Source organism: Holophagaceae bacterium (genome assembly GCA_016720465.1).
Lineage (GTDB): Bacteria > Acidobacteriota > Holophagae > Holophagales > Holophagaceae > JANXPB01.
On the sequence record JADKKO010000004.1, the window covers coordinates 758,065 to 770,938 of the forward strand.

7 protein-coding genes are annotated in these 12,874 nt (G+C 64.2%); 3 read left to right on the top strand and 4 right to left on the bottom strand.

Going from position 1 to position 12,874, the window contains the following annotated elements; all coding sequences use genetic code 11:
* Nucleotides 1–11 precede the first annotated feature (11 nt).
* Complete coding sequence (gene murA, locus IPQ13_10705; protein ID MBL0211362.1) at nt 12–1,328, bottom strand: UDP-N-acetylglucosamine 1-carboxyvinyltransferase; 1,317 nt, start codon at nt 1,326–1,328, stop codon at nt 12–14.
* Between the two features lie 85 nt (nt 1,329–1,413).
* On the opposite strand from murA, the gene IPQ13_10710 reads away from it, so the two are divergent.
* Complete coding sequence (locus IPQ13_10710) at nt 1,414–3,285, top strand: M61 family metallopeptidase (protein MBL0211363.1); 1,872 nt, start codon at nt 1,414–1,416, stop codon at nt 3,283–3,285.
* A 10-nt stretch (nt 3,286–3,295) separates the two neighbouring features.
* Here IPQ13_10710 and uvrA read toward each other — a convergent pair whose 3' ends face one another.
* Nucleotides 3,296–6,127 carry an excinuclease ABC subunit UvrA gene (gene uvrA, locus IPQ13_10715; GenBank protein MBL0211364.1) on the bottom strand — a complete coding sequence of 944 codons (2,832 nt, stop codon included), beginning with the start codon at nt 6,125–6,127 and terminating at the stop codon, nt 3,296–3,298.
* Between the two features lie 86 nt (nt 6,128–6,213).
* On the opposite strand from uvrA, the gene IPQ13_10720 reads away from it, so the two are divergent.
* On the top strand, nt 6,214–7,095 hold the full coding sequence (locus tag IPQ13_10720; GenBank protein MBL0211365.1) for a CHAD domain-containing protein: 882 nt from the start codon (nt 6,214–6,216) through the stop codon (nt 7,093–7,095).
* Complete coding sequence (locus tag IPQ13_10725; protein MBL0211366.1) at nt 7,092–8,690, top strand: HAMP domain-containing protein; 1,599 nt, start codon at nt 7,092–7,094, stop codon at nt 8,688–8,690. The genes IPQ13_10720 and IPQ13_10725 overlap by 4 nt, the downstream gene beginning before the upstream one ends.
* Nucleotides 8,691–8,692: 2 nt before the next feature.
* Here the strand turns inward: IPQ13_10725 and IPQ13_10730 are convergent, their stop codons facing one another.
* Nucleotides 8,693–9,712, bottom strand: coding sequence for a fumarylacetoacetate hydrolase family protein (locus tag IPQ13_10730; GenBank protein ID MBL0211367.1), 1,020 nt, complete (start codon nt 9,710–9,712; stop codon nt 8,693–8,695).
* An 83-nt stretch (nt 9,713–9,795) separates the two neighbouring features.
* Nucleotides 9,796–12,849 (bottom strand): TonB-dependent receptor, encoded by a 3,054-nt coding sequence (locus IPQ13_10735; GenBank protein MBL0211368.1) that lies wholly within the window; start codon nt 12,847–12,849, stop codon nt 9,796–9,798.
* Nucleotides 12,850–12,874 lie beyond the last annotated feature (25 nt).

The following is a 12,874-nucleotide window of genomic DNA, read 5'->3' on the forward strand; positions in this document are numbered from 1 at the left end:
GGCTATCCCGCCTAGACGCTGCCACCGCCGACCCGCTCGATGCGGGCGCCGACGCCCTGCAGCTTTTTTTCAAGGCCGGCGTAGCCGCGGTCCAGGTGGTAGATGCGGTCCACGGTGGTCTCGCCCTCGGCCACCAGGCCCGCGAGCACCAGGGTCGCCGAGGCGCGCAGATCCGTCGCCATCACGGTGCAGCCGGTGAGTTTGGCAGGGCCCGCGACGATGGCCGTGCTGCCGCCGCCATCGATGCGGAGATTGGCGCCGAGCCGCTCGAGTTCCATGGCGTGCTGGAAGCGGTTCTCGAAGATGGTCTCTTTGATGACGCTGATGCCGTGGGCCTGGGTCATCACGGCCATCGCCTGGGCCTGCAGATCCGTGGGGAAGGCCGGGAACGGCGCGGTGGTGATGTCCCGGGCGCGGAGTTTCTGGGAGGGCTCCCGCTGGATGCGGAGCTGCCGGCCATCGGCCCCGTCGCGCTCGGTGATGAGGCATCCCATGCGTTCCAGCAGGTCGATGAGCGACCGCAGGTCGTCGGGCCGGACCCGCTCCAGCACCACGTCGCCGCCGGCGATGGCCACGGCGCAAAGGTGCGTCCCGGCCTCGATGCGGTCAGGGATCGTGGCGTGCGAGGTGCCGTGCAGGGCCTCCACGCCTTGGATGGTCAGCGTCGAGGTGCCTATCCCTTCGATGCGCGCGCCCATCTTGTTGAGCAGCTCAGCGAGATCGCCGATCTCGGGCTCCATGGCCACGTTGCGGAGGATCGAGGTGCCGCTGGCCAGGGTCGCGGCGAGCAGCGTGTTCTCTGTGGCGCCGACGCTCACCTTCTCGAAGGTGTGGTCGATGGCCTGGAGCCTGCCGCCCGGCACCCTGGCTTCCACGTAGCCCTGCACGATCTCGATGTGGGCCCCCATGCGGGCGAGGGCCTCCAGATGCAGATTGATGGGCCGGGCGCCGATGGCGCAGCCGCCGGGCAGGGAGACCGTGGCATGGCCGAAACGGGCCAGCAGCGGCCCCAGCACCAAAATGCTGGCGCGCATGGTCTTCACCAGGTCGTAGGGAGCCTTCATCCCGCCCGCTTCCAGATCCGCCGCGCGGATCAAGGCCGTGTACTGCAGGCCGTCTTCGTCGGAGGTCCGCTCCACGGCGCAGCCCAAGGCCTCCAGCACCTTCAGCATGGTGCGGATATCCGACACCGCGGGCAGATGCGACAGGGTCACGGGTTCCGGCGTGAGCAGGGCCGCGGCGATGCAGGGCAGCGCGGCATTCTTGGCGCCGGACACGCGGATGCGGCCTTTGAGCGGAGTGCCCCCGATGATGACAAGACGATCCACGCGACACTCCCCGAGAAGGCATGACAAACGGAAAGAATAGCGGGAAACCGGCGATAGACTTTCCTATCCCCATAGGAGGCTCTTGATGCGCCGATTGCTCTTTGGACTATCGTTCTCCGTCGCCCTGGTGGCGCAGAGCCCAAATGCGGCCCCTTCTCCCATTGCCATCGCCCTGGATGCCACCGATGCCACCCGCCACATCCTCCACGCCAAGCTCAGCATTCCTGCCAAGCCCGGACCCTTGACGCTGCTCTACCCCAAATGGATCCCCGGTGAACATGGGCCCACGGGTCCCGCCGCGGATCTGGTCAACCTGCGCTTCACCGCCAACGGCAAGATCCTGGCCTGGCGGCGGGATCTGGTGGATATGAATGCCCTCCATCTCGACGTGCCCCAGGGCGCCAGCGATGTGGAGGCGAGCCTGGATTTCATCTCGCCCACCAGCGCGACGGGCTTCTCCTCTGGCGCTTCAGTGACGGATAAACTGGCGATGCTGAGTTGGAATCAGGTGCTGCTCTATCCAAAAGGTGCGCAGAGCGATTCCATCACCTACCACGCGAGTCTCAAGCTGCCGGCCGGGTGGAACTTCGGCACTGCGTTGGAATCAGCCGGCAACGCGGGCGGAACGGTCACCTTCAAGCCGGTGAGCCTCACCACGCTGGTGGATTCACCGGTACTGGCGGGGGCGAATTTCAGGAAAGTGGACCTGGGTACAAGCATGGGGCGGGCCCATTTTCTCGACCTCGCCGCTGACAGCGCAGAAGCCCTGGCCATGACTCCAGAGACCACTCAGCACTTCAAGAATCTGGTGGCGGAAAGCGGCGTCCTATTTGGTGCGAGGCACTACGCCCATTACGATTTTCTCTACACGCTAAGCGACAATGTGGCGCATTTCGGGCTGGAACATCACGAGAGCAGCGACGACCGCACCGCCGAACGCTCTCTGATCGATCCGCAGCTGCTGAAGACGACCTCGGGATTGTTGCCCCACGAGATGGTCCATAGCTGGAACGGCAAGTATCGCCGGCCCGCGGGCCTTGCCACAGGCAATTTCGATGCGCCCATGAAGGGTGACCTGCTCTGGGTCTACGAGGGTCTCACGACCTACCTGGGTTCGATTCTGACCGCCCGGAGCGGCCTCTGGACGGCGCAGGATTACCGGGATGACCTGGCCATCCTGTCCGCGGCGCTGGACCGGTCTCCGGGCCGCTCCTGGCGGCCCTTGCAGGACACTTGCGACGGGGCGCAGATGCTGTATGGCGCAGCCGAGGCTGGCAGCTCCCTGAGGCGGAGCGTGGACTTCTACCCCGAAGGCCAGCTCATCTGGCTCGAGGTGGACACTTCCATCCGTGAACTCACCAAGAACCAGAAATCCCTCGATGATTTCTGCCGCGCTTTTTACGGGGCTCCCAGCGGAGCGCCCACCTTGAAGACGTACACATTCGAGGACGTGGTGGCCACGTTGAACCAAGTGGCGCCGCATGGCTGGGCGGCATTCCTGCGCAGCCGACTGGACAGCCTCGACGTCCGCGCGCCCCTGGGTGGCGTCGAGCGCAGCGGCTGGAAACTTACCTTCGCCGACGAGCCCACAGACTATTGGAAGGACAGGGAGCAGGCGGAGAAGTATTTGGATGTGAGCCATTCCGTCGGCCTTCTCCTGAGCATCGAAGGCATGGTCAGCGAGGCGCTTCCAGCCTCGCCGGCGGCGAATGCCGGACTCATCCCCGGCATGAAACTCCTCGCGGTGAATGGGCGGAAGTGGTCGGGCGAAGGGCTGCATCAGGCCATCAAGGATTCCAAAAGCTCCACCGCGCCGATGGAGTTCATCACGGAGAACGGCTCCTTCGTGAAGGTGTTCAAAGTGGACTACCATGGGGGCGAACGCTATCCCCGGCTCACGCGCATCGAGGGCACGCAAGACCGGCTGACGGAGATTTTGGCCGCGCAGAGCCACTGATTCGAAGACCCTAGACCAGGTACGGTTTCAAGTATTTTCCGGTCACGCTGAGCTTGCTCTTGGCGATCTGTTCGGGGGTGCCGGCGGCGATGATGCGGCCGCCTTCGGCTCCGCCTTCGGGACCCAGATCGATCACCCAGTCGGCGGTCTTGATGACATCGAGATTGTGTTCGATGACCAGCAGCGTGTTGCCTGCGTCGGTGAGGCGGTTCAGGACTTCGAGCAGCTTCTGGATGTCCTTGAGATGCAGGCCCGTGGTGGGCTCGTCCAGGATGTAGAGCGTGCGGCCCGTGGCGCGCTTGCTCAGTTCCTTGGCGAGCTTCACCCGCTGGGCCTCGCCGCCGCTCAGGGTCGTGGCGCTTTGGCCCAGGCGGATATAGCCCAGGCCCACGTCCAGGAGCGTCTGCAGTTTGTTGGCCAGCACCGGGATGGGCGCGAAGATCTCGAATGCCTCCTCCACGTTCATGGCAAGCACATCGGAAATGCTCTTGCCCTTGTAGTGAACTTCCAGTGTTTCGCGGTTGTAGCGCTTGCCCTTGCACTGCTCGCAGGTGACGTAGATATCCGGCAGGAAGTGCATTTCGATCTTGATGACGCCGTCGCCCTCGCACTTTTCGCAGCGCCCGCCCTTGACGTTGAAGCTGTAGCGGCCCGGCATGTAGCCCCGGGCCTTGCTTTCCGGAAGCTGGGAGAACAGCTCGCGCAGCGGCGTGAACAGCCCCGTGTAGGTCGCCGGATTGGAGCGCGGCGTGCGGCCGATGGGGGCCTGGTCGATGGCGATGACCTTGTCGATCTGCTCGAGTCCTGCGATCTTCCTGTGCTTGCCCACCACGTGGACGCCCTGGTGCAGCTTGTTGGCCAGGGCCTTGTAGAGGATCTCGTTCACCAGGGTGCTCTTGCCGCTGCCGCTCACGCCGGTGACGCAGGTGAACAGGCCGATGGGGAAATTCACGTCCACCTGCTTCAGATTGTTTTCTTCGGCGCCCAGCAATTCGATGTGGTCCCGCTCGGGTTTGCGCCGCTTTCGGGGCACGGGAATGGAATCCTTGCCCGACAGGAAATGGCCGGTGATGGAAGCTTCGTTTTTCGCCACGTCGCCGGGGGTGCCCTGGGCCACCACGTAGCCGCCGTGCTCGCCCGCCCCAGGTCCCATGTCCACCACGTAATCGGCGCTCAGGATCGTTTCCAGATCGTGTTCCACCACGAGCACCGAATTGCCGAGATCGCGCATCTCCATGAGGGTTTTCAGCAGCTTCTGGTTGTCCCGTTGATGCAGGCCGATGCTGGGTTCATCCAGCACGTACATCACGCCCTGGAGCTTCGAACCGATCTGGGTGGCCAGGCGGATGCGCTGGCCCTCGCCGCCGGAAAGCGTCGCGGCGCCGCGGTCCAGCGTCAGGTAGCCCAGGCCCACGTCATCCAGGAAGCCCAACCGTTCCCGGATCTCCTTCAATACCTTTTCGGCGATGATCGCGTCCTTGCCTTCCAGCCCCATGTCCGCGAACCAGACACGGGCATCCCGGACGCTCTGCTGCACGATCTCGGCGATGTTCCGCCCCGCCACGAAGACCGACAGCACTTCGGGCTTCAGGCGCTGCCCGCGGCATTTCTCGCAGGGCGTGATCCGCATGGACTGCTCCATTTCCTCGCGGATGTCCTCGCTGCTGGTCTCGCGGTAGCGGCGTTCCAGATTGCCGATGACGCCTTCGAAATGGTGCATGAATTCGTAGCGGTTCTTGCCCTTCTCGTAGATGAATTTCATCTGCTTGTTCATGCCATGCAGGATGATGTCGCGCACCTGTTCCGGCAGCTTCTTCCAGGGCGTGTCCAGGCTGAATTTCAGCGCCCGCGCCAATTGTTCCATGAATTGCGCGCGCCAGCCGTCCTCGGAAACGCTCTTCCACCCGCTCGCCTGGATGGCGCCGTCATTGATGCTGAGGCCCGTGTTGGGGATGATCAGCTCCTCGGCGAACTGGCGCTTGAAGCCAAGGCCATCGCAGGTATCGCAGGCGCCGTAGGGTGAGTTGAAAGAGAAACTGCGGGGCTCCAGTTCCGGCAGGCCCAGCCCGAAGCGGGCGCACTTCGCGTTGTTGCAGGCAAGCTTGGATGAGAACAACACTTCCCGGCCGTCAAAGTCCACCAGGGCCGCGCCTTCGCTCAGGTTGCAGGCGATCTCCAGCGAATCCGCCAGGCGCGTGCTGGTGCCTTCGGCCACCTTCACGCGGTCGATGACCACCTCGATGGTGTGTTTTTTCTGCTTGTCGAGATCAGGGACGCCATCCGTGAGGTCCAGCATCTTGCCATTCACGCGGGCCCGGATGTAGCCGCGCTTCATGAGGTCCTGGAGCATCTTCCTGAATTCGCCTTTCCGGCCCCGCACCACCGGCGCGAGGATCTGCAGCTTGGTGCCTTCGGGCTGCGCCAGGATCTGATCGGCCATCTCCTGGATGGTCTGGGAGGCGATGGGCTGGGCGCAGGCCATGCACTGGGGCTTGCCGGCCCGGGCGAAGAGCAGGCGCAGGTAATCGTAGATCTCCGTGACGGTGGCCACGGTGGAGCGCGGATTCTTCGAGGTGGTCTTCTGCTCGATGGAGATGGCGGGGCTCAGGCCCTCGATGGAATCCACGTCGGGCTTTTCCATCTGGTCCAGGAACTGCCTGGCGTAGGCGGACAGGGACTCCACGTAGCGCCGCTGGCCCTCGGCGTAGAGGGTGTCGAAGGCCAGGCTCGACTTGCCGCTGCCGCTGAGTCCCGTGATGACCACCAGTTGGTTGCGCGGCAGCGTCAGGTCGAAGTTCTTCAGGTTGTGCTCGCGGGCACCCTTGATGTGGATCGCGTCCATGGTTCCTTTGGCTCGGGAGAGAGGGCTCGTTGGCATGAGTGCCACTTTTGATCTTAGAAGAATCCAATCGGCACTAGAATTCCCCTATGCATGGTGTGGAGTTCGCTGTCCTGCTTCATCGGGCCCTGGAGGCCCGGGTGCAGGAACTGAACGATGCTTCGGCGGCCGAAGGCGGGTTCGGCGACCCCACGGTCGTCCACCGCGTCCGGGTGGCCTGCCGCCGCCTGCGGGCGGTAATCAGGCTGTTGGACGAGGAAGCCTATCCCCGCCTCCACGACCGTGCCCAGGCCCTGCGCGGTTTCACCAAGGCCCTGGGGGTGGTGCGGGACCTGGACGTCCAAATCGCCGGCCTGGACGCGCTCCGCGCGGCGGCCCCGCAACCGCTCCACAAGGCCGCCCTGGAGCACATGCTGGAGATCGCGGCCCGGCGACGCCGGAAGCGGCTGGAGGCCCTGGATGGCAAGGCGCCGGGCTTCGCCAAGCTCCTGAAAGTGCCCAGTCTGCCGAATCCATTCGAGGGGCCTTCGGTGGTGCTCTCCGCCTGGTCCCATCTCCAGCCTTCCATCAGCGCGGCGCTTTCTGGCCTTTCCGGGTTGCGGGAGCAGGAGGATATCAAGGCGCTCCATGAATCGAGGATCCAGGTGAAGCGCCTCCGGGACACCATGGAGGCCCTGGCCCTGGCCTTCCCCGCCGAGCCGACGGGGTTCCTGATGGAACTCCGGGCCATGCAGACCGCGCTGGGCGACCACCATGATCAGGCGGCCCTGGAAAACCTGCTCCGCAAGAACCAGGATCGGTTGGCGGGGGCCGATCGCCCGGTGCTCTCCGCGAGCCTTTTCGAAGTGCTCGAAACGGTGGTGGAGGCCCGGCGCCAGGCCTTTGAACGGTTCCGCGCCCTGGAGGGTCCCTGGGACGACGGGGAGTTCTCCGCCCGGGTTCAGGCGCTGTTGGGGGTCAACGCCGCATGATGTCCCAGCCCCTGAAATGGCTGAGAAGCCTCCACGCGAAACTGTTCCTGGTGATGGCGCTGGTGACCAGCGTGCTCACCGTGGCCGTGGCCTTCAACATCACCCGCAACAGCCGCCGGGAGCTGGAGACCTATTCGAAAAACCTCACAATAGAAGCGGCCCGGACCATCGAGACCGAAATCCTCGAGCGAGATCCCAACTTCAGGGACAAGCGCAAGGTCGAGGAAATGCTGGAGAGCATCGCCGGGGAGGACCGCAGCATCTTCCAGATGGATGTGTTCCAGCGGATCGATAAATCCGACAAGGTGGATCTCCTGGTCTCCAGCGGAGTGGATACCGAGATTAAGTGGACTCCGGACCTCGGCAGGTACATGAGCCTGGCGGGGCCGACGGTCGAGCCCGTGGACCTGAGCACCGGCAACAAGGGCTGGAAGGTCTACCTGCCCATCCACAACCCCAGGGCGGACCGCCCGCCCATCGGCCTCATCCGGGCCTACTGCGACCTGGAGCGGTGGGAAACGGTGTGGATCAACAATCGGAGGGGCACCTGGAAAATGCTGCCCTGGGTGATCCTCGGGGAATTCATCCTGCTGTGGGTGATCCTGGGCATTTTCGTGAATGATCCGTTGCGCAACATCACCCAGGCGATGGAACGGCTGGAACAGGGCGATGCGGCGGCCCGCGCATCGGTGGGCCACACGGATGAATTGGGTTCCATCGCCAACCGCTTCAATCAGATGGCGAGCCAGCTCCAGCGGGCGTCCGGCGAGCGCGAGTCCTTCATCGAAGAGATCCGCGGCCTCAACGCGAACCTGCAAAACCGCATCGACGCGGCGCTGGCGGACCTGCAGGCCAAGAACGCGGAGCTGGAGTCACTGGTGGAACGCAACTCCTTGCTGCGGGAAGAGCTCGGCCAGCAGGAGCGGCTGGCGGTGGCCGGGCAGTTGACGGCCACCTTCGCCCACGAGGTGGGCACGCCGCTGAACCTGGTGAACAGCCACCTCCAGCTTCTGGAACGGCAAGGCGATCTCACGGATAAAACCAGGGACCGCCTGGGGGTCATCCATTCGCAGATCCAACGGGTGGGCGAGATCGTGCGGCGCCTGCTGGACATGACCCGGCGGCCCCAGCTCAAGCAGGAGGCCGTGTCCCTCAACGGTCTGGTGGACGGTTTGCAGCAGCTCTGGCTGCCGACCCTGGCGGCGCATGGCGTGGATTTCGAGGTGGATTCGCCCAAGGATGTCGTGGTGAGCGCGGACCGCAAGCAGATGGAGCAGCTCTTCATCAACCTCGTGAACAACGCGGTGGATGCCATGCCCGGAGGCGGCCACATCCACCTGAAGGTCCGCCCGGCCGGGGAGGGCTGGAGCGTGGAGCTCAAGGACAGCGGGCATGGCATACCCGCCGATGTCCTGCCCAAGGTCTTCAAGCCCATGTTCACCACCAAGCCCGAAGGCAAAGGCACGGGCCTCGGACTCCCCATCTGCCGCGAGATCGTCCGCACCCACGGCGGCGAGATCCGCCTGGAAAGCGAAGTGGGCCAAGGCACCACGGTGATCTTCAGCCTGCCTGGCCTGGCAAGGGCTGTGGCCTAGCCTCAATCCCCGGCTTCGCCGCCGGGACTCCCGGCGTACAGGTCCGGCAGCGTGCCGCCCACGAGCTCAGGAGGCATGCCCGCCAACCGCTCCGGGACGTGCACCACGAAGTTCTGGAGCCGGCCCAGCCCTTCGATCTCCATCACCACCTCGTCGCCCGCCTTGAGCCAGAGGTTGTCGGTGATCTTGCTGCCGTTGAGCTCCAGCAGGCAGCCGGTCCCCACGGTGCCGCTGCCGATGACTTCGCCGGGCTGCATGTGGATGCCGTAGCTCGAGCGCTGGAGGATCTGGGCGAAGGTCCAGTTCATGGAATCCACGTTGCCGTTGGAGAGCCTGCGTCCGTTGACATCGCAGGCCATGGCCGCGTGGAGGATTTCTCCCCGCTCCGTCTTCTCGATGTCCAGTTCATCCTTGGTCACCAGCCAGGGCCCGAGGCTGGTCGCGAAGTCCTTGCCCTTGCAGGGTCCCAGATTTAGTTTCATCTCTTCCATCTGGAGCATCCGCGCGCTCCAGTCGTTCATGACCATGTAGCCGAAGATCGCGTCGTCGGCTTCCTCCAGCGTGGCGTTGTGCAGGGCGCGGCCCGTGACCACCGCCACCTCCAGCTCGAAATCCAGCCGCGCGAGATGGTGGTCCTGGACTTTCACCTCGCCGGGCCCCGAGACCGCCAGATGATTCGTGAAGTAGGTGACCGGGAACAGGTCGAATTCGGGAATCATGTCCAGGCCGCGGTTGCGGCGGGCGGTTGAGACATGCTGGCGGAAGGCATAGCCATCGCGCATGGAGACGGGGCGGGGCACGGGAGCGAGCAGCGCGACGCTGGCGGCCGGGAGCTTCGCCGAGGCAGGCGCCTTGGCTTCGGCCGCCCTGGCGGCCGGCAGCAGGGTGTCCTGCTGCCGGATGAGGGTGAGCATGTCCACGGCCAGGCGTGGATCCGCCGCCTGGAGGTCCAATATCTGGCCGTCCGGCAGCACGGCCCCGATCTTTTCGGCCCCTTGATGAAGGAATGTCACAAGCTTCATGGTCACCTCAGGTGTTGATTCTATCGGAGCCTAAAAAAATGCCCTGCCAGTGATGAAGGCAGGGCACTGGATGCAGGATCGGATCAGAACGTGAGTTTGACGCCCACCTGGAACTGGCGGTTGAAATCGCTGCTGGTGACGATGGGCGTTCCGAATGTCGGAGCGCCCGGAGGCGGTTCCTGGAAGTTCTGGATCTTGCTCACATTGTAGTGGTTGAAGACGTTGAAGACCTCAATGACGCCTTCCAGGTTCACGCCGCCGAAGTGGAAGGTGCGGGAGAGGCGCATGTCCAGGTTGTACACGTTCGGAGTGGTCTCGGAATTGCGGCCAACACCGGCGGGACGGTCGGCCGGGGCGGAGAGGCCTTCGCCGTTGCCGTAGTATGTGCGGTTGTCACGGGTGTCTGGAAGCGCCGCATTGTTCAACCGGTAGCCGTAATCTCCATCCACTCCGGCCCATAGGGAGTAAGGGCGGCCGGAAGTGAAGCGGCCGATGAAGGAGATGATCCAGTTCTTGGCCCAGGCACTGGAGGCGTTCTTGGTGTTGAACACCGCGCTGAAATTCAATCGGTTCTTCTGGTCCTGGTTGCTGGGGCTCATCTCCGACATGGGATCGAAGGTGTTCTGGGAGGCGAACTGCGTGAGCCAGTCGATGTAGTTGTCCTCGGCCTTGCTATAGGTGTAGCTGGTGTTGATGGAAATGGTGTCGCGCATCTGCCAGGCGAAGCCCACGGTGGCGCCGGTGTACTTGCTCTCGCCGGTGGAGTCGTAGCGGTAGATGGCGGAGTAGGGGATTCCGGTCGGGCCGTACAGGATGGGCGTGCGCAGGGTGGTGGTTCCGTTCACCGGGACCGTGGAATTGACGTCCCTCACGTTCATGAAGTTCTTGCCAGTCGAATGGACGGCGTCGAAGGTGAATTTCAGGTTCGGTTTGGGGCTGTACTCCAAGCCCAGGTTCGCCTGGTTGGTTTCCGGCGCGCTGTATTCACCAGGAAGCAGCATGACCTTGCCGCCCTTGGCCGGGCTTCCGACGGCCGTATTGAAGTTGTTGTAGCGGCGGTTGGAGCCGCCATCGGCGCTGGCCCAGGAGGCAAAGGCGTTGGGGGCGCGGCGTCCGACGGTCTGCAGATCCGTGCCGTTGCTCAGGTAGACGGCGGCATAGGGTCCAAGCTGGGTGCGGCCGACGAAGGTGCCGTAGCCGCCGTAGATACGGGTGATCGGCGTGGCCTGCCAGGTGAAGGCGAGCCGGGGCGATACCTTGCTGCTGCTCCAGTCGCGGCTCGTCTTGAAATTAGCCCCGAAGTCGTAGGGGCCCCTGCCCGTGGCGGTGGCGCCGATGGCGCCGAGGATGCTGCCGATGGTGCCGCTCGGGAGGAGTCCGGCGGAAGCGCCAGGATTGTCCAGCCAGTTGTAGTCGGCGGTGTTCTTGAATTCCGGCAGGACCTCGCGGTCGTAGCGCACGCCGAGCTTCAGGGTGAACTTGGGCGTGACCTGCCAGTCATCCTGGATGTAGGCGCTCTGGTAGTCCACGTCGAAGTCGAGGTAGTCGTCCCCGAATCCCTGCACGAAGGCGGCGGGCAACCCGTGGCCGCCGTATGGATTCACACCATTGAGGGCGGCGAGGCCATCCGCGAATCCCGGAATCGCCTGGAAGCGGTAGATGCCCGCGAAGTTCAATGGGAGCGTGCCCACCAGACCCGTGCGCATCACATCGACGCCGAACTTCAGGCTGTGCTTGTCGAAGAAGAAACTGGCGGTATCCACGAACTGGTAGCTCTTTTCCGAGCGGGGCTGGGGCAGGAAACGCTGGGTGCCGTAAGTGGCCGCCCCAAGAATCTCGGTGTAGGGGCTATGGGAATCATCGAGGCTGAGCAGCTCGTGGTCGCGGATGCTGTAGAGGATCCTGAAATCGTTCACGAACCGCGCGGAGGCGTTGAACAGGTTCGACACAGAGAAGGATTTGTCCTCGATGCGCCGCGCGCCGCCGGCGCTGCGGTCCACCAGGCCGCCCCACTCGAGCTGATTTTCGTTGTACTCCTTGGCCCAGGTCGTGCGCAGGCTCCAGCGGCTCACATCGCTCTGGTTCCAGTCCAGTTTCACAATGCCCGTCGTGACGTTCTCGACGTAGGGGATCTGGCCGAGCTTCACCTGGAACCCGGTGTTCAGCCGGATGGACTCGGCGACGCTGGGGGAGATAGTCACATTGTTGGTGTCGTCCTTTTCGAACCGCTCGACGCTCACGAAATAGAACAGCTTGTCCTTGACGATGGCGCCGCTGACCGTCGCGCCGTACTGGCTCTGCGAGAATTCCTGGTCCCCGGAGCTCAAGGGGCGCCGGGCGTCCAGGCTGCCTTCCCTGCGGAAGTAGAAGACCGCGCCGCCGAACTGGTTGCCGCCGCTCTTCGTGACGACGTTGACGGTGCCGCCTGCGGCCCGGCCGTACTCGGCCGAGAAGCCGTTCGCCACCACCTGGAATTCCTGCACCGCCTCCTGGCTGAACGTGGAGCGGACGGAGCCCGAGGATGCATCGTTGTTGTCGAGGCCGTCCACCATCACGTTGTTGGAACGGGGGTTCACGCCCGCGAAGGTGAGGCCGGAATTCGCCGCGGCCCCGCCGTTGTCCGGGCTGTTGGCCTTGGACACGCCGGGCGTCGTGAGGCTGAAGTCCTCGAAGCGGCGGCGGTTGATGGGCAGATTGTTGATGAGGTTGTTGTCGATGACCGTGGAAACCTGGGTCCGGGTGGGGTCGACGATGGTGTTCTCACCGACGACTTCAACGGTGGCGGACGCTTCCACCCCAGCCAGGTTCACGTTGAAATCCATGGTGCTTCCAAGGCGCAGCACGAGGTCCTTCACGCGCTTGCTCGAATAGCCGGCCGCTTCCACCAGCAAGGTGTAGGAGCCCGGCGGCAGCAGGCGGAACGCATAATTCCCGGACGCGTCGGTGGCCAGCACCCGGGTCTGGTTGGTGGCGTCCTGGGTGAGCCGCACGGTGGCCTTCGCCACAGGAACGCCAGCGGCGGTGCGCACCGAGCCCCTGAGATCCGCGGTGGTCACGCCGGTGCTCTGCGCCGAGAGGCTTAGGGAAAGCGTGGTCAGCGCGGCGAGAGAGAAAAGATGGAAGCGTCGAGTGCCCATGGTGGCTCCAGTCGAATGGGAATGC

Excerpts from the sequence above, each read along its gene's own strand:
- IPQ13_10710 (MBL0211363.1), top strand. The coding sequence starts at position 1,414 with ATGCGCCGATTGCTCTTTGGACTATCGTTCTCCGTCGCCCTGGTGGCG.
- uvrA (MBL0211364.1), bottom strand. The coding sequence starts at position 6,127 with ATGGACGCGATCCACATCAAGGGTGCCCGCGAGCACAACCTGAAGAAC.
- IPQ13_10720 (MBL0211365.1), top strand. The coding sequence starts at position 6,214 with ATGCATGGTGTGGAGTTCGCTGTCCTGCTTCATCGGGCCCTGGAGGCC.
- IPQ13_10725 (MBL0211366.1), top strand. The coding sequence starts at position 7,092 with ATGATGTCCCAGCCCCTGAAATGGCTGAGAAGCCTCCACGCGAAACTG.
- IPQ13_10730 (MBL0211367.1), bottom strand. The coding sequence starts at position 9,712 with ATGAAGCTTGTGACATTCCTTCATCAAGGGGCCGAAAAGATCGGGGCC.
- IPQ13_10735 (MBL0211368.1), bottom strand. The coding sequence starts at position 12,849 with ATGGGCACTCGACGCTTCCATCTTTTCTCTCTCGCCGCGCTGACCACG.